The following is a 16,395-nucleotide window of genomic DNA, read 5'->3' on the forward strand; positions in this document are numbered from 1 at the left end:
GTGATGTATTGGTGCGGTATCGGGTCGATTTTTGAGAATCGCACCAAATACAAGCAAGAAATACGCCACAAGCGTGCATAAATGACTCTAAGGGCATCTGGAAGAGCGCTTGCAGGGGGCGTCAAACCGAAACTTCGGGGGCTAACGATATAATGCAGGCTGTCATTGGGGAGTAGCCAGCCTTTCAATCCTGAAAGGGGCTTGCGTCAACAGACTTGTCCTTAGAACCTGTTCTTCTGGGCATGGCGCAAGCGGTCTTCGGATCACGCGAGACCTTTGACTGCACAGCCTCCGCTTCAGGCCGGGGATGCCGTGCAGTCATCGGTTTTCGGCCGGAGTATTTTTGAATGGAAGCTTTCCTCGTCTCCACGGGCATCGTCGCCCTCGCCGAAATGGGCGACAAGACGCAACTCCTCGCACTCATCCTCGCCGCCCGGTTCAAGAAACCCTGGCCGATCGTCGCCGGCATCCTCGTCGCGACCCTGGTCAACCACGCTTTGGCCGGCGCCGCCGGCGCCTGGGTCACCACGCTGATCGGCCCGCAAATGCTGCGCTGGATTCTTGGCGCGTCCTTCCTCACCATGGCCGCGTGGATGCTGGTGCCCGACAAGATCGAGGCGGAAGAAGACGAAAAGCCGCCGCGCTACGGCGTGTTCTTCACCACCGTGCTGGTGTTCTTCCTGGCCGAAATGGGCGACAAGACGCAGATCGCCACCGTGATGCTGGCCGCGCGCTACGACGCCATCGTCAGTGTGGTGGCGGGCACCACGCTGGGCATGATGCTGGCCAACGCGCCGGCGGTCTGGCTGGGCGAGCGCGTGACGCGGCTTGTGCCGCTGCGCGCTGTGCACATCATCTCGGCGCTCATCTTTGCCGGCCTGGGGCTGGCGGCGCTGCTGATCAAGGTTTGAGCAACAGCGGTTGTCGGTCGCACTTTCCAACCCAGCATGAGCCGCGGGACTGGCTTTGCCAGACCGCAGGCGGGCGGCCCCCTCGGGGGGCAGGAAGCTACACGAGGTGAGCGACCGTGGGGGTATACTGTTTTCAGCGCCGATTTGCTCAGCTTGCGGGCGCTTAAAAAGTACAGCTAAAGACGAACTCCAAACGACCCGGACTCGCTTTAGCGATGCCGGGTTTTTTGTTTTCTGCAGGTGATTTTTTGACACTCGTTGCCACCCCGCTCAGCATGCATTTTGTCGAGGCGCTGCCGTTGCAGAGCGGCGCGTCAATACGCGCCTACGACCTGAGCTACGAAACCTACGGCGAGCTCAACGCCGACAAATCCAACGCCGTGCTGATTTGTCATGCGCTCAACGCCTCGCACCATGTGGCGGGTGTGTATCTCGACGCGCAAGGCCAGCCCATCGACAAATCCGAAGGCTGGTGGGACACCATGATTGGCCCCGGCAAGCCGGTCGACACCGACCGCTTCTTCGTGATTGGCGTCAACAACCTCGGCTCGTGCTTTGGCTCCACCGGGCCCATGCAACCCAACCCCGACACGCAGGAACTCTACGGTGCCGACTTCCCTGTCGTCACGGTGCAGGACTGGGTCAGCGCCCAGGCCCGCCTGCTGGACCGCCTCGGCATCCAGACCCTGGCCGCGGTGATGGGCGGCAGCCTGGGCGGCATGCAAGCCCTGGCCTGGACGCTGCAATACCCGGACCGCGTGCGCCACGCCGTGGTGGTGGCCAGCGCGCCCAACCTCACGGCCGAGAACATCGCCTTCAATGAAGTAGCCCGCCGCGCCATCGTGACCGACCCTGATTTTCACGGCGGCCATTTTTACCGCCACGGCGTGCTGCCCAAGCGCGGCCTGCGCATTGCTCGCATGATCGGCCATATCACCTACCTGAGCGACGATGTGATGAACGAGAAGTTTGGCCGTCAGCTTCGCGAGCTCTCCGCGATCCATGAGACGGGCTACAAATTCTCGACCCAGGACGTGGAGTTCGAGATCGAAAGCTACCTGCGCTACCAGGGCGACAAGTTCGCCGAGTACTTTGACGCCAACACCTATTTATTAATCACCCGCGCGCTCGACTACTTTGACCCAGCCAAGGCCTTCGGTGGTGATCTCAGTGAAGCGCTCAAAATCGCGACAGCCAAATTCCTGCTGGTGAGCTTCACGACCGACTGGCGCTTTTCCCCGGCGCGCAGCCGCGAAATCGTGAAGGCCCTGCTGGACAACCAGCGCGACGTGAGTTACGCGGAAATCGACGCGCCGCACGGCCACGATGCATTTTTGCTGGAGGACGACCGCTACCTGGGTGTGGTGCGCTCCTACTTCCAGAGCAAGGTGGCTGTATGAACCCGGCTGTAACTGTCGACCTCAATGTGCAGCCTTCGCCCGACTTGCTCTCGATCGCCCGGCTGGTGCCGCACGGCTCCCGTGTGCTTGACCTCGGTTGCGGCACCGGTGAGTTGCTGGACCACCTGATCCGCGAGCGTGGATGCTCGGGCTATGGCGTCGAAATCAACGACGCCAACGTGCAGGCCTGTGTGGCGCGCGGTGTCAACGTGATCCAGCTCAACCTTGAAGCCGGCCTGGCGTTGTTCGGTGACAGCTCGTTTGACGTGGTACTGCAGATTGACACCCTGCAGCACCTGCACAACGCTGAAACCATGTTGCGCGAGACCGCGCGCGTTGGTCGCGCCGGCATCGTCGTGTTCCCTAATTTTGGCCATTGGCCCAACCGCCTGGCTGTTGTGCGAGGCCGCATGCCGGTGACCAAGGTGCTGCCCTACCAATGGTATGACACGCCCAACATTCGCGTTGGCACGTTGCAGGACTTCGAAGCGCTCGCGTTGCAGAACCAGCTGCGCATCCTCGACGCCTTCGGCCTGCAGGACGGCCGCGAAGTGCGCTTCTGGCCGAATGCCCGGGCGAGCCGCGCGGTGTTCAAGTTCCAGCGCGGCTAGACCTTGCTCGCAGGTTCCGGAGGGTGCTAGTATTCGCCTATCGGGATTTCAGCCTCCCGAATCTTCACAGATAGACGGTGTCCCGTCCAAGCGCTGGCAACTCATTGGAGTACTCCGTGGACACCTCTATCCTTTCCGTTCCCTCTACATCCCCACAAGAACTCGCTGCCCGCGTGGGCCGCGCGGATGCGCCTTTGCTGCTCGATGTGCGGCGCAAAGGTAAATTCCTCGAAAGCCCCCACCTCCTCGCGGCGGCCAGACGCTGTGCACCGGAAGACGTGGCCGCGTTCGCCGCCTCCCAATCCCCACGCGAAGTGGTGGTGTACTGCGTCTACGGACACAACGTCAGTGCTGACGCCACGGCAACGCTGCGGGCTGCGGGCTGGAATGCTTATGCATTGGCCGGCGGCATCGAGGGCGGTGAAGACGGCGTCGATGCGCCGCAAGATATTGCCCAGTGGCGCGCGCGGCGACCGCTTATCCTCACCAAGCGATCCGATTGGGGTGTCACCGGCGAACAGCCCTCGCGATGGATCACGCGCGAGCGGCCCAAAATTGACCGGATCGCCTGCCCCTGGCTGGTACGCCGTTTTATCGATCCGCGCGCCGAGTTCCTTTATGTGCCGGCTCCGCAGGTGCTGGATGAAGCGAAGCGGCTGGGCGCCGTGGCCTACGACATTCCCGGCGCGCCGGTGTCGCATGAAGGCGAGCTCTGCAGCTTTGACACCTTGCTGAAAGCCTTCGAGCTGGTCGATTCCGCGTTAAATGTATTGGCGCGCATCGTGCGCGGCGCCGACACCGACCGCCTCGAACTCGCGCCGCAGTCGGCCGGGCTGCTGGCGTTCTCGCTCGGCCTGTCGCGTCTGCATGCCTACGATGACCACGCCATGCTGGAAGCGGCCATGCCGCTTTACGACGCGCTCTATGCCTGGTGCCGCGACGCACAAGGCGAGCCGCACAGCTGGAAACCAGAAACCATGACCGGAGCCGTCAAGTGACCGCCGCCTTGCCCTCTTCCCTTCCTCCGTCCGACGAACGCCCGGCGGCTGTGTCTTTTGCCGACGCACTCAGGTTCTGGCTCAAGCTCGGCTTCATCAGCTTTGGCGGGCCGGCCGGGCAGATCGCCATCATGCATCGCGAGCTGGTCGAGCAAAAACGCTGGATCAGCGAGCGGCGCTTTTTGCATGCGCTCAACTACTGCATGCTGCTGCCCGGCCCCGAGGCACAGCAGCTGGCCACCTACATCGGCTGGCTGATGCATCGCACCTGGGGCGGCATCGTGGCAGGCGTGCTGTTCGTGCTGCCCTCGCTGTTCATCCTGATCGGATTGAGCTGGGTCTATGTGGCGTTTGGCGATGTGCCCTTGGTCGCAGGCCTGTTCTATGGCATCAAGCCGGCGGTTGCTGCCATCGTGCTGCAGGCGGTACACCGGATCGGCTCACGTTCATTGAGAAAACCGACCCAGGCCCCCGTTTTATGGGCGATGGCTGCTATCAGTTTTATAGCAATCTATGCCCTGAGGGTGCCGTTTCCATTGATCGTGTTGGGCGCTGCGGCCGTGGGCTGGCTGGGGGCGCGCTTCTCGCCTACGCAGTTTTCCGGCGGTGCCGGGCATGGCGAGGCCAGACTGGGTTACGGGCCAGCGCTGATTGACGACGACACCCCGACACCGGCGCATGCCCGGTTCAAACCGTCTCGCTTGGCCGCCGTGTTGGGTGTGGGTGCCGTACTCTGGCTGTTGCCCATGGGCGCCCTGATGGCCACGCAGGGCTGGGACGCCACGCTCACCCAGATGGGATGGTTCTTCACCAAGGCGGCGTTGCTCACTTTTGGCGGTGCCTATGCAGTGCTGCCTTATGTCTATCAGGGCGCGGTGGAGCACTTCCACTGGCTGAGCGGCTCGCAAATGATCGACGGTCTGGCACTGGGAGAGACCACGCCCGGGCCACTGATCATGGTCGTGGCTTTTGTCGGCTTCATGGGCGGGTGGGCCAAACAGGTGCTGGGACCGGACACGGTGTTTCTGGGCGCGGCGCTGGCGGCCACGGTGGTGACCTGGTTTACTTTTCTGCCCTCCTTCCTGTTCATCCTGGCCGGTGGGCCTTTGGTGGAGTCCACGCACGGCAAGCTGCATTTCACCGCGCCGCTCACGGCCATCACGGCCGCGGTGGTGGGTGTGATTGCCAGCCTGGCGCTGTTTTTCCTGGCGCACATTGCGTTGCGTGCTGACGTGGGAGGCTCCTGGTGGGCCAGGGTGGATTTCTACGCCTTGGCCATTACGCTGGGCGCCGCGGTGGCTTTGCTGCGCTACAAGCGCGGTGTGATCCAGGTCATCGTGGGGTCGGCCCTGGCCGGCCTGCTGCTGCGCCTGTCCGGCCTGGCCTGATCGCGCCTGTCAGGAATCCGGGCGCGGTATGCTCAAGCCCTCGTGATGGAACCTTCCGACCCCAGCGCATCCCGGCCATTGATTCCGCTCCTGGAACGCCTTTTTGGCGACTGGGTGCGCGAGGTGTCGCCCGCCACTTTGCGTGCCGACGCGATGGCGGGCCTGCTCGGCGCGGTGCTGGTGCTGCCGCAGGGCATTGCCTTCGCCACGCTGGCCGGCCTGCCGCCGGCCTACGGCCTTTACACCGCAGTGATTCCCTGCATCATCGCTGCGCTGTTCGGCTCCAGCCGGCATGTCATGTCTGGCCCCACCAACGCCAACTCGCTGGCTTTGTTTGCCATGCTCTCGCCTCTGGCTCTGGCTTTCAGCCCGCTTTATATCCAGTTGGCGCTGGCCGTTACGGTGATGGTCGGCGTCATGCAGTGGCTGATAGGCGCGCTGCGCCTGGGCATGCTGGCCAACTTCATTTCACCGGCCGTGCTGTTCGGTTTTACTTCCGGCGCTGCGCTGCTGATAGCCGTGCATGCGCTGCCCGACCTGTTGGGCCTGGCGGCCGCGCCCGAACACGGCGCGGCGTCGGTGCTGGCGCATGTGATCACGCAGCTAAGCCACGCCCAGCCCCTGGCATTGGGCGTCGCGGCCGTCACGCTGGGTGTGGCGCTGCTGCTGCGCCGCCTGCGCCGCAATTGGCCTTACATGTTGATCGGGCTGGTGGTGGCCACCGCGCTGGCCTGGGTGTGGAGCCGTTTTCTGCATGCCGACGCCATACCGTCCGCCTCGCTGCGCACCGTGGGCCAGATCCCCGTGCCCTGGCCGCGCTTTGAAGTGCCGCGCATCGGCTGGGCGCAGGCCGCTGACCTCATCGGCTTGGCGTTTGCGCTGACCATCGTGGCGCTGGGCCAGGCGATTTCGATTGCCAAGACGGTGGCGCTGCGCTCGGGCCAGCGCATAGATGCCAACCGTGAGTTCCGCGGCCAGGGCCTGTCCAACATCGTTGGTGGTTTCTTCTCGAGTTATGTTTCTTGCGGCTCCATGAACCGCTCCATGCCCAATCTGGAAGCCGGTGCGCGCACGCCGTTGGCCTCGGTGTTTTCGGCGCTGTTGCTTTTGGCGCTGGTGGCCGTGAGCGCGCCGCTGCTCGCGCAGATCCCCATGGCGGCGCTGGCGGCGCTACTGGTCCTGGTCGCCCTTGCCCTGCTGGACTTTGCGCGCTGGCGCCAGCTATTTGCCCTGAGCCGCAGCGATTTCGGGGTGGCTCTGGCCACTATGGTGGCCACCGTCACCATACGGCTGGAGATCGCGATTTTGCTGGGCATGATTTTGTCGCTGATGTCTTTCCTCTACCGCACGTCAAAGCCTGCGATGCGCACCATGGGCTTTGACAGCCGCGGGCTGGACCGGCAGTTCGTGGTTATTGACAATTCGCCCGACGCGGGGCTGGAAGCCAAACGAGCCCAGTTGCCGACGGCAGGGGACACCAACGGCCGCAGCGCCGGGCCGCCCCAAGCAAGGGCAGCCTCCTCGGGGGGCAGCGAAGTAGGCGAAGTGACAGGCGTGGGGGCCGCGTTAGCTGAGTGCCCGCAGCTCAAGCTGCTGCGCATGGAAGGCGAGGTCTATTTCGGCGCGACCCAGCATGTGGCCGACATCCTGCATGGGCTGCGCACCCAGCCGCAACCGCAAAAGCACCTGCTGGTCATGGGCAAGAGCATGAACTTCATCGACCTGGCGGGGGCTGAGCTGTGGGAGGCTGAACTTGCCGCGCGCCGCGCCATGGGCGGGGATTTGTACTTTCACCGGCCCCGGCCCGAGGTGATTCGTATGTGGCGCAAGACCGGCTTCACCAGCGTGCTGGGGCCAGAGCATCAGTTTCCCGACAAATTCACCGCCATCTCCACCATCTTCAGCAAACTGGACCCTGAAATTTGCCGGGGCTGCACCGCGCGGATATTCTGGGAATGTCAATCTGCACCCGGCCCCGACACCCCCACTGCCTGAACCCCTGATTGACCCCATGCCTCAATTCGCCGCCAACCTCAGCTGGATGTACACCGAGCTTCCCATGGCGGAACGCTTTGCCGCCGCCGCGCGTGACGGCTTCACGGCCGTGGAAATCCTTTCTCCCTACGCTTGGGCCCCCCAAGAGCTCAAAGCCATCTTGCAGCAGCACGGCCAGGAGCTGGTGCTGTTCAACGCCCCGCCGGGCGGCGTGGATGTGGCCGGCATCGAAAAGGCCTGGGCTTCCTCGCAAAAGGGCACCGCCTGCCTGCCGGGGCATGAGGCCGAGTTCCGTGCAGGCATCGCGATTGCGCTGGAGTATGCGCAGGCGCTGGGTTGCCCGCGCATCCACGTGATGGCCGGCGTGCTGCCGGAGGGGATGGAGCGCGAAGCGGTGCAGCCCATCTATGTGAACAGCCTGCGCGAGGCGGCTGCGCAGGCGGCCAAGGTCGGCGTCGACTTGCTGATCGAGCCCATCAACACCCGCGACATCCCGCGTTTCTTTTTGAATCGCCAAGACCACGCGCATGAAATCATTCGCGAAGTGGGTGCGGCCAATGTCAAGGTGCAGATGGATCTTTACCACTGCCAGGTTGTGGAAGGCGACCTGGCCATGAAGCTGCGCAAATACCTGCCCACGGGCCACGTCGGCCACCTGCAGATTGCAGGCGCGCCTGGCCGCAACGAGCCGGACGTTGGCGAGATCAATTACCCGTATCTTTTTGCGCTGCTGGATGAGCTCGGTTACGGCGGCTGGGTGGGGTGTGAGTACAAATCGCTGCGCGGCGCAGAAGCTGGCGCGACACCGGACGGGCTGGGCTGGCTGAAAAAATTTCGCGAACGCGCCTGAACGCGTTCGACATCTTTAGCGCGCGCAGCGAAACGTCAGATTGATGCGCTGCCTGCCCAGGCGCGCATGCTCGCCCTCGGCCAGCGGCGCCACGCCGTGGTAGGACAGCCGCGACGGGCCGCCCCATACCGCCACGTCGCCATGCACCAGGCGGTATCGCGTGGGGCGGTCATTGCGATTCAAGCCGCCGAAGAGGAACACGGCTGGCAGGCCCAGCGACACCGACACGATGGGCGCCGCCATGTTGCCTTCATCCTTGTCCTGGTGCAGCGACAGCCGTGACCCGGGTTCGTAGCGGTTGATGAGGCAGGCGTCCGGGTGGAAATTGTCAAACCCCGCCTGGGCTGCGGCGCGCAATGCCAAATCGGCGAAGCCGCCCGGCATGGCGGGCCAGGGTTGGCCGGAGAGCGGATCTTTCGCGTCATACCGGTAGCCGCTGCGATCGGACACCCAGCCCAGCGCGCCGCAGTTGCTCATCGCGACCGACATGGTGTAGCCGCCCGGTGTGACCAGGTGGCGCAGCGGCGCCGCCGCAACCACGTCTTCTATGGCGTGCAGCAAGGCTTCGTCCACCTCGCGGGCAAAGCCGCGCAGCAACACGGCACCTGGCGCGATCACCTCGGGCGCGGCATAGGGTGCCGGCACCTCATCGAAAAGCCCCAAGGTCAAACTATCTCCTTCATTGCGCGTCATGAAAAATAATGCCCAGCGTGTGCCGGTGCCCGCTGCGCAGTGTGCTCACGCCGTGCCGCATGTTGACCCGGTAAAACCCGCGGCTTCCCTCCACCGGGCGGTGATGCACGGCAAACACCACGACATCGCCTTGCTTCAGCGGCACCACCTCGGGCCGCGACTGCATGCGCGGGCGCTGCTCCGTCAGCACAAATTCGCCGCCCGTGAAATCTTCGCCCGGCCGCGACAGCAGCACCGCGACCTGGATCGGGAACACATGTTCACCATACAGGTCCTGGTGCAGGCAGTTGTAGTCGCCCGGGCCATATTGCAAGAGCAGCGGTGTGGGCCGCTGCTGGCCGGCCTCATGGCAGCGCGCGAGGAAATCGGCATGAGCAGCCGGATAACGCACGTCAATCCCCATGGCCTGGTTCCAGGCATTGGCCACATTGACAAGCCGGGGGTAAAGCGTGGAGCGCAACTGCTGCACGATGTCCGGCAGCGGATAGCTGAAGTACTGATATTCGCCCTGGCCAAAGCCGTGACGCTGCATCACCACGCGGCAGCGAAAGCGGAGCGTGTCCGCATAGAGCGCGGCGACGGTGTTGCATTCCTGCGCGCTCAGCAGCTGCGGCAGCACCGCGCTTCCGTGACGATTCAGTGTGTCCGTGATGCGGGCCCAGTCATCGCCGTCGCGGTCCGCGTGGCTGAGGTCGGGTAGCAGGGAGGGTGCGTCAGAAACAAGTGGCATGCGGCAGTCCGTTGGGCGATGGAGTGTCTATCGATAGACCTCAGAATAAATCCGGCGGTTCGCCCGCGCTCGCCGGATTCGGACATTTCATTGCGCCCTGCTCATGCCGCCAGCTCGGTCAGGATGGGGCAGTCGGGCCGGCTGTTGCCCTGGCAGCAATGCGCCAGATGGCCCAAGGTCTGCTTCATCGCTTCCATCTCGGCAATGCGGCGCTCCAGGTCGGCCACATGGGCCAGCGCGATTCGCTTGACGTCCGCGCTGGCGCGGCGCTTGTTCTGCCACAGCTTGAGCAGCGCGGCAATTTCGGCCATGCTGAAACCCAGCACGCGGGCGCGGCGTATGAAGCGCAGCGTGTGCACTTCTTTTTCGCCGTACTGGCGGTAACCGGCGTCCGTGCGGTGCACGGTGGGCAGCAGGCCCAGCGACTCGTAGTGGCGGATCATTTTGGCCGACACGCCTGAGTGCGCAGCGGCCTGGCCGATGTTGAGCGGGCCTGCGGCGACGGGAGAGGTGTCAGTCATGGGTGCGTCCTTTCCAGCGGCGCAACAGCAGGGCATTCATCACCACGCTGGCACTGCTCAATGCCATGGCGGCGCCGGCGATGACGGGGCTGAGCAGTCCCAGCGCAGCCAGCGGGATGCCGACCACGTTGTAGACAAAAGCCCAGAACAGGTTCTGGCGAATCTTCGCGTAGGTACGGCGCGAGATGTCGATGGCGTCGGCCACCAGCGCCGGGTTGCCGCGCATCAGCGTGATGCCGGCCGCATGCATGGCCACATCGGTACCGGTAGACATCGCGATACCCACGTCGGCTGCCGCCAGGGCCGGCGCATCGTTGATGCCGTCGCCCACCATCGCCACGCGCCCGCTTTGCGCTTGCACGCCGGCCTTGAGCTGGCCGATGATGGTGGCCTTGTCTTCCGGCAGGACCTGGCTGTGCACGAGGTCTATTCCGAGTTGCTGCGCCACAGCGTTGGCGCTGCCGCGGTTGTCGCCGGTCACCAGGGCGGTTTGAATACCGAGCGCGTGAAGGCGCGCAATCGCTGGTGCCGCGCTGGTTTTCAAGGTATCGCCAAACGCCATCAGCCCGAGTAGCTGCGGGGTCTGGGTAACCTCGGCGAGCCACGACACCGTGCGGCCCGAGGCCTCGAGTTCTCTGGCGTGAGCATTCAGCACAGCAAATGCATCAAGGTCCAGACCGAGCTCTTGCATGAAGCGCGGGCTGCCGAGCCGAAGTTCGCGGCCCTCCACCACGGCAGCCATGCCGCGCCCAGCGACGGCGCGCAGCTGTGTCGCCGCCGGAATCGCAAGCTGCTGCTCCGCTGCGCGCCGCGTCACCGCGCGGGCCAGCGGGTGTTCGCTGCCCGACTGGATGGCGGCTGCCCAGGCCAGCAAATCATCGGCCGCGATGGCGTTGGGCTCAAGTGCCACCAGCTCGGGCTTGCCTTCGGTCAGCGTGCCGGTCTTGTCGAAAGCCACCACCTTGACGCTGTGTGCTACCTCGAGCGCCTCCGCGTCCTTGATCAGGATGCCCTGGCGTGCTGCCGCCCCGGTGCCCACCATGATGGCGGTAGGTGTGGCCAGTCCCAGCGCGCAGGGGCAGGCAATCACCAGCACGGCGACGGCGTTGAGGATGGCCGCCTCCCAGTTTTGCGTGGTCAGGCCCCAGCCCAGCAGCGTCAGCAATGCAATGCCAATAACCACTGGCACAAAAACGGCGCTCACCTGGTCCACCAGCCGCTGTATAGGTGCTTTTTTGGCTTGGGCGGATTCGACCATGCGCACGATGCGGGCCAGCGTCGACTCCGCGCCTATAGCCGTAGTGCGCACCACGATCAGGCCTTCGGCATTGACCGCGCCCCCTGTCACGTGGTCGCCAGCATGTTTGGAAACCGGCAGGCTCTCGCCGGTGATCAGCGATTCGTCTACTTGTGTGGAACCCTCGATGATCTCGCCGTCGACCGCGATGCGTTCGCCGGGGCGCACCACCACCAGGTCGCCGAGCTGTATGTCTTGCAGTGCGACGTCTTCGTCTTTTCCGTCCCGGCGGCGGCGCGCGGTGTCGGGGCGCAGCGCCTGCAACGCGCGTATGGCGTCCGTCGTCTGGTGCTTGGCGCGCGCTTCCATCCACTTCCCCAGAAGCACCAGCGTGATGACGACCGCCGAGGCTTCAAAGTACAGATGGGCCATGCCGTGGTCGCCGTGCCGCAGCAACTGGTAGACGCTCAGCCCGTAGGCGGCAGACGTGCCAAGGGCCACCAGCAGGTCCATGTTGCCGGTTCGGGCTCGCAAGGCGCTCCAGCCGGCGCGGTAAAAACGTGCACCCAGCCAGAACTGCACCGGTGTGGCCAGCAGCCACTGCAGCCAGCCGGCCAGCATCCAGTCCTTGCCGAACAGCGTGCCCACCATGGGCAGCGCCAGCGGGGCGGACAAGGCCGCCGCCAGAGCGATGGGCCACCAGGCTGCAGCGGGCTTGTCCGCAAGGGCCGCGCCGCCGGCGACGGGAACTTCCCGCGCCTGGTAGCCGGCTTTGGCCACCGCAGCCATCAGCGCAGGCAGCATGGCGGCGGTGCCTGCCACGGCGACCTCGGCGGTCTCGGTCGCCAGGTTGACGCTGGCCGAGAGCACCCCCGGCACCTGTTTGAGCGCTTTTTCGACGCGCGACGCGCAGGAGGCACAGGTCATGCCGTCTATCCTGAGTTGCAAGGACTGCTCGGCCACGCTGTAGCCGGCTTTTGTGACGGCGGCTTTCAAGTCGTCCATGCCCACGTCGCCGCGTGCCTTGACGCTGGCCTGCTCGGTGGCGAAATTAACGCTGACATCCTGCACACCGGGGACATTGGCCAGCGAGCGTTCCACGCGCGCCACGCAAGATGCGCAGCTCATACCTTCGATGGGGAACTGCCACTCCGTCAGTGCGGCGGCGGAAGACGAATTCGAGGTGGAGGAAATGTTCATGGCTGCAGTTTGAACCTTACCACCATGGGAGGGTCAAGCGCCGCGATGTAATAGCCCTGAATCGGGACGGGACTTGCCAGGCTTGAGTTGACCCTGCCCCTATGGGAAGGTTCAGACTAACCGCATCAAGTCTTTTCTCCCTTCCCCGCTATACACACACATCCCAAGGAGTCTTTATGGAATTCAACGTCCCCGACATGAGTTGCGGCCACTGCGCCGGTGTCATCAACAAGGCCGTCAAGGCACTGGATCCGGCCGCGCAGGTCAGTGTGGATTTGCCGGCCAGGAAGGTCACGATCGAATCGTCCGAAGACCGGCAGACCGTGGCTGAGGCGCTGGCCGAGGCGGGTTATCCCGCAGAGTAAGGCGCCGCTATCCGACGGGAGGGCCGTATGGGCGTCGATAGAATGGCCCTTCCTTCCTCCATTGAGCCGCCTAGTGTCCGACCGATCTGCCGTCCTTCCCCAATACCTGTTTCCCAAACAGGCGCTGACTTCCTTTGCCGGTTTCGTGGCTTCGCGAGAGCGCGGCTGGGTCACTACCGAAATCATCCGCCGCTTTGTCGCCAAGTACCAGGTCAACATGGACGAGGCGCTCAATTCAGACATTGCGAGCTACCTGACCTTCAATGATTTTTTCACGCGCGCGCTCAAGCCCGGTGCGCGGCCATTGGCAGGCACCGAGCTAATCTCACCGGTGGACGGCGCCATCAGCCAGTTCGGTGCGATCGAGAAAGACCAGATCTTCCAGGCCAAAGGCCACAGTTATTCGACCACCGCGCTGGTGGGCGGCGACGCGGCGCTGGCGGCGCACTACCAGGATGGCCATTTCGCTACGCTGTACCTGAGCCCCAAGGACTATCACCGCATTCACATGCCCGCAGGCGGACGGCTGACGCGCATGATTTACGTGCCGGGCGAGCTGTTTTCCGTCAATCCTGTCACCGCGCGCGGCGTGCCGGGCCTGTTTGCGCGCAATGAGCGTGTGGTGTGCGTCTTTGAATCGGCGCGTGGGCCTTTTGTGCTGGTGCTGGTCGGCGCGACGATTGTCGGCAGCATGGCTACGGTGTGGCACGGCGTGGTCAACCCGCCGCGCGGCAAGGAAGTGCGGCAATGGGACTACCCCGACGAGCCAACTTCCGCAATCCGCCTGCAGCAGGGCGAGGAGATGGGGCGCTTTCTCCTGGGCTCGACGGTGGTGATGCTGTTTCCGAAGGGGCCGCTCAAGTTCAACCCCGGGTGGGCGCCCGGCCGCGACATCCGGCTGGGCGAGGCCATGGCCTCTTACGACTAGGCCTGCCGGCTACGCAGTCGGCTCAAAACCCAGCCGATCCAGAAAAGCCATGGCGGCCGCTGGCGCCCTCTCTTTGGCGCCATTGATGAAATACACGAATACGTCGCGCGGGTTGCCCTGCGCCTGCGTGTCTTCCAGCGCAGGCAGGTCGGCCGGCGCTGCGCCTGCTGCCCACTGCCGGGCGCGCTCGGCCCAGGCATCGAGTGCGCCTTCGTCGTAGCCGGTTTCCAGATCAGCGTCACTCATCATCAGCCGCGCATAAGCAAAGTCACCGGTGAGATCGGCAAACGACGGGAATTTGTCAGCGTCGGTAAAGACCGTGACCACCTTGTAACGGCGCGCCAGTGCCAGGTAGTCGGGTGACATAAAACTCTCGTGACGCACATCGACCACATGTCGCAACGCGAGGCTGCCCACCTGTTTGGGCAAGAGCGCCAGAAAAGCCTCGAAATCCCCCGCGTCGAACACCTTGCCGGGCATGAACTGCCAGACGATGGGGCCCAGTTTGGGGCCCAGTTCGCTGATGCCGCTGTCAATGAATTTCTTGATGGAATCGCCCGCTTCCGCCAGCACGCGGCGGTTGGTGGCGTAGCGTGAAGCCTTCAGGGAAAACACGAAATCATCAGGCGTCTCGTCGTGCCACTTCCTGAAGCTCGCCGGCTTGAGCGTGCCGTAATAAGTGCCGTTGACCTCGATGGCGCTGAGCTTGCGGCTCGCATATTCAAGTTCCCGGCTGTGCGGCAGGCCGGGCGGAAAGAAGTTGCTGCGCCAGGGCTTGAAAGTCCAGCCCCCGACGCCTGCGCGGATGCGGGGCGCGACGACGGGACTTGAAACAGGGGTTGAGCGGGTGGGCTGGGTCATTGCGGCTCCGTGGCGTACTCTGTTCTCTCGTTCAATAGAGAGTATCTTTGCCGTCACCCGCCTCGCCTGCTGTAGGTTGAGACCGCAAATTGCGGGTCTTGCGCTGCTGGGTGGCACGGTCGGTGTCGGAAGCGTACAGTAGCAGGTGCCGCAGCAAAACGCTGTCCTAAAAAGCCGACTTTTCCCTCCGGAGCCTTTCATGAACGCCCCCCTGCACCGCGAAATTCCCGCCAGCATCCTCAACGCCGCCCAGGTCCTTTCGCAAGTCACCGCCCAGTGGGATGGCGACATCGTCAAACAGATCACCGACTACATCGCCATCCCCGCAAAGTCCCCCACGTTTGACAGCGATTGGGCGCAGCATGGTTATATCGACACGGTCATGCGCAATGCCGCCGCCTGGGTTGAAGCGCAAAAAGTCGAGGGCTTGACGCTCGAAGTTGTGAGGCTGGAAGGCCGCACGCCGGTGCTATTTTTTGAGATCCCGGCCACGCGTGCCGATTCGACGCAAACTGTCTTGATGTACGGACACCTCGACAAGCAGCCCGAGTTCACCGGCTGGCGCAACGACTTGAGCCCCTGGACAGCCAAGTACGAGGACGGCAAGCTCTACGGCCGGGGCGCCGCTGACGACGGCTATGCGGTTTATGCCAGCATCGCCGCGGTACAGGCGCTCAAGGCCCAGAATGTTCCGCACCCGCGCATCGTCGGCCTCATTGAGACCTGCGAAGAAAGCGGCTCTTACGATTTGCTGCCTTACGTCAACGCGCTTCGTACGCGCCTGGGCGAAGTCGCACTGGTGGTGTGCCTGGACTCCGGCGCGGGCAATTACGACCAGCTGTGGCTGACCACCAGCCTGCGCGGCAATGCGGCGGGCGTGCTCAAGGTCGAGGTGCTCACCGAAGGCGTGCATTCCGGCGACGCCAGCGGCCTGGTGCCGTCGAGCTTTCGCATCATGCGCCAGGTGCTGGACCGCCTGGAAGACAGCAAGACCGGCCGCCTGCTGCCGCAGAGTTTTCACTGCGAAGTCCCGGCCGACCGCCTGGCCCAAGCACAGGCCACCGCCAAGATCCTCGGTGAAGAAATTTACAAGCGCTTTCCGTGGGCGCACTACGACTGCGAGGGCTCCAGCGCATTTGCCTTGCCCACCACGACAGATCCGGTGGAAGCCCTGCTCAACCGCACTTGGCGCCCGACCTTGAGCGTGACGGGCGCCGAAGGCTTTCCCGCGCTGAAGGATGCGGGCAATGTATTGCGTCCTTACACCGCCTTCAAGCTCTCACTGCGCTTTCCGCCGTTAATCGATGCCAGCGCGGCTGTGCAGGAACTCAAGACGCTGCTCGAAGACAACGCGCCTTACCGGGCGAAGGTAACCTTCGAAAGCAATGGCGGTGCCACCGGCTGGAACGCACCCAGCACCGTGCCCTGGTTTGAAAACGCGCTCAACGATGCGTCGCAAAGCTTTTTCGGCGCGCCTTGCGGCACCATCGGACAGGGGGGAACCATTCCCTTGATGAGCATGCTGAGCAAGGGCTTTCCCAAAGCGCAGATGATGGTCTGCGGCGTGCTGGGCCCCAAAAGCAATGCGCACGGCCCCAACGAATTCCTGAACGTGCCGTATGCGAAGAAGCTGACCGCCGCGGTTGCCCATGTGATGGCCCGTGTCCCCGGTTGAACTCGGGTGAGCATCCCCTCTTTCCGCGGTGC

15 protein-coding genes and 1 riboswitch are annotated in these 16,395 nt (G+C 64.0%); of the genes, 10 read left to right on the forward strand and 5 right to left on the reverse strand.

What is annotated here, in order from left to right:
• The first annotated feature begins 155 nt into the window (after window positions 1–155).
• A riboswitch (yybP-ykoY riboswitch) is annotated at window positions 156–342 on the forward strand.
• 5 nt (window positions 343–347) lie between these two features.
• The 7 genes from ABI546_RS23260 (at window position 348) to otnI (ending at window position 8,153) form a co-directional block, all read left to right on the forward strand.
• Window positions 348–911, forward strand: a complete 564-nt coding sequence (locus ABI546_RS23260) for a TMEM165/GDT1 family protein (protein ID WP_348050738.1) — start codon at window positions 348–350, stop codon at window positions 909–911.
• Between the two features lie 248 nt (window positions 912–1,159).
• Complete coding sequence (locus ABI546_RS23265) at window positions 1,160–2,311, forward strand: homoserine O-acetyltransferase (RefSeq protein ID WP_348050741.1); 1,152 nt, start codon at window positions 1,160–1,162, stop codon at window positions 2,309–2,311.
• Entirely contained in the window at window positions 2,308–2,922 is a 615-nt protein-coding gene (gene metW / locus ABI546_RS23270; protein WP_348050743.1) for a methionine biosynthesis protein MetW, read from the forward strand. The genes ABI546_RS23265 and metW overlap by 4 nt, the downstream gene beginning before the upstream one ends.
• A 116-nt stretch (window positions 2,923–3,038) precedes the next feature.
• Window positions 3,039–3,920, forward strand: coding sequence for a chromate resistance protein ChrB domain-containing protein (locus ABI546_RS23275; protein WP_348050745.1), 882 nt, complete (start codon window positions 3,039–3,041; stop codon window positions 3,918–3,920).
• On the forward strand, window positions 3,917–5,308 hold the full coding sequence (gene chrA / locus ABI546_RS23280; protein ID WP_348050747.1) for a chromate efflux transporter: 1,392 nt from the start codon (window positions 3,917–3,919) through the stop codon (window positions 5,306–5,308). Before ABI546_RS23275 ends, chrA begins: the two co-directional genes overlap by 4 nt.
• 45 nt (window positions 5,309–5,353) lie before the next feature.
• Window positions 5,354–7,303, forward strand: coding sequence for a SulP family inorganic anion transporter (locus ABI546_RS23285; RefSeq protein ID WP_348050749.1), 1,950 nt, complete (start codon window positions 5,354–5,356; stop codon window positions 7,301–7,303).
• 16 nt (window positions 7,304–7,319) lie between these two features.
• Window positions 7,320–8,153: a 2-oxo-tetronate isomerase gene (otnI, locus tag ABI546_RS23290; protein WP_348050752.1), complete on the forward strand. Its 834-nt coding sequence runs from the start codon at window positions 7,320–7,322 to the stop codon at window positions 8,151–8,153.
• Between the two features lie 15 nt (window positions 8,154–8,168).
• Here otnI and alkB read toward each other — a convergent pair whose 3' ends face one another.
• From alkB to ABI546_RS23310, 4 genes are all read right to left on the reverse strand, one after another.
• Window positions 8,169–8,822, reverse strand: coding sequence for a DNA oxidative demethylase AlkB (gene alkB / locus ABI546_RS23295; protein ID WP_348050754.1), 654 nt, complete (start codon window positions 8,820–8,822; stop codon window positions 8,169–8,171).
• A gap of 10 nt (window positions 8,823–8,832) precedes the next feature.
• On the reverse strand, window positions 8,833–9,576 hold the full coding sequence (locus tag ABI546_RS23300) for a 2OG-Fe(II) oxygenase (RefSeq protein WP_348050756.1): 744 nt from the start codon (window positions 9,574–9,576) through the stop codon (window positions 8,833–8,835).
• 101 nt (window positions 9,577–9,677) lie between these two features.
• Window positions 9,678–10,097 (reverse strand): Cu(I)-responsive transcriptional regulator, encoded by a 420-nt coding sequence (gene cueR / locus ABI546_RS23305; protein ID WP_348050758.1) that lies wholly within the window; start codon window positions 10,095–10,097, stop codon window positions 9,678–9,680.
• Complete coding sequence (locus ABI546_RS23310) at window positions 10,090–12,534, reverse strand: heavy metal translocating P-type ATPase (RefSeq protein ID WP_348050760.1); 2,445 nt, start codon at window positions 12,532–12,534, stop codon at window positions 10,090–10,092. Before ABI546_RS23310 ends, cueR begins: the two co-directional genes overlap by 8 nt.
• Window positions 12,535–12,710: 176 nt before the next feature.
• Here ABI546_RS23310 and ABI546_RS23315 point away from each other — a divergent pair, with 176 nt between their 5' ends.
• A complete protein-coding gene (locus ABI546_RS23315; protein WP_348050762.1) occupies window positions 12,711–12,899 on the forward strand; it encodes a heavy-metal-associated domain-containing protein in 189 nt (62 codons plus the stop codon).
• Window positions 12,900–12,972: 73 nt separating this feature from the next.
• Window positions 12,973–13,827, forward strand: coding sequence for an archaetidylserine decarboxylase (gene asd / locus ABI546_RS23320; RefSeq protein ID WP_348050764.1), 855 nt, complete (start codon window positions 12,973–12,975; stop codon window positions 13,825–13,827).
• A gap of 9 nt (window positions 13,828–13,836) precedes the next feature.
• Here the strand turns inward: asd and ABI546_RS23325 are convergent, their stop codons facing one another.
• Complete coding sequence (locus ABI546_RS23325; protein WP_348050766.1) at window positions 13,837–14,688, reverse strand: DUF72 domain-containing protein; 852 nt, start codon at window positions 14,686–14,688, stop codon at window positions 13,837–13,839.
• 199 nt (window positions 14,689–14,887) lie between these two features.
• Between ABI546_RS23325 and ABI546_RS23330 the strand changes: the two genes are divergently transcribed.
• Entirely contained in the window at window positions 14,888–16,363 is a 1,476-nt protein-coding gene (locus ABI546_RS23330) for a M20 family metallopeptidase (RefSeq protein ID WP_348050768.1), read from the forward strand.
• Window positions 16,364–16,395 lie beyond the last annotated feature (32 nt).

Origin of the sequence: Polaromonas sp. (genome assembly GCF_039932935.1) — a bacterium.
GTDB lineage: Bacteria > Pseudomonadota > Gammaproteobacteria > Burkholderiales > Burkholderiaceae_C > Polaromonas.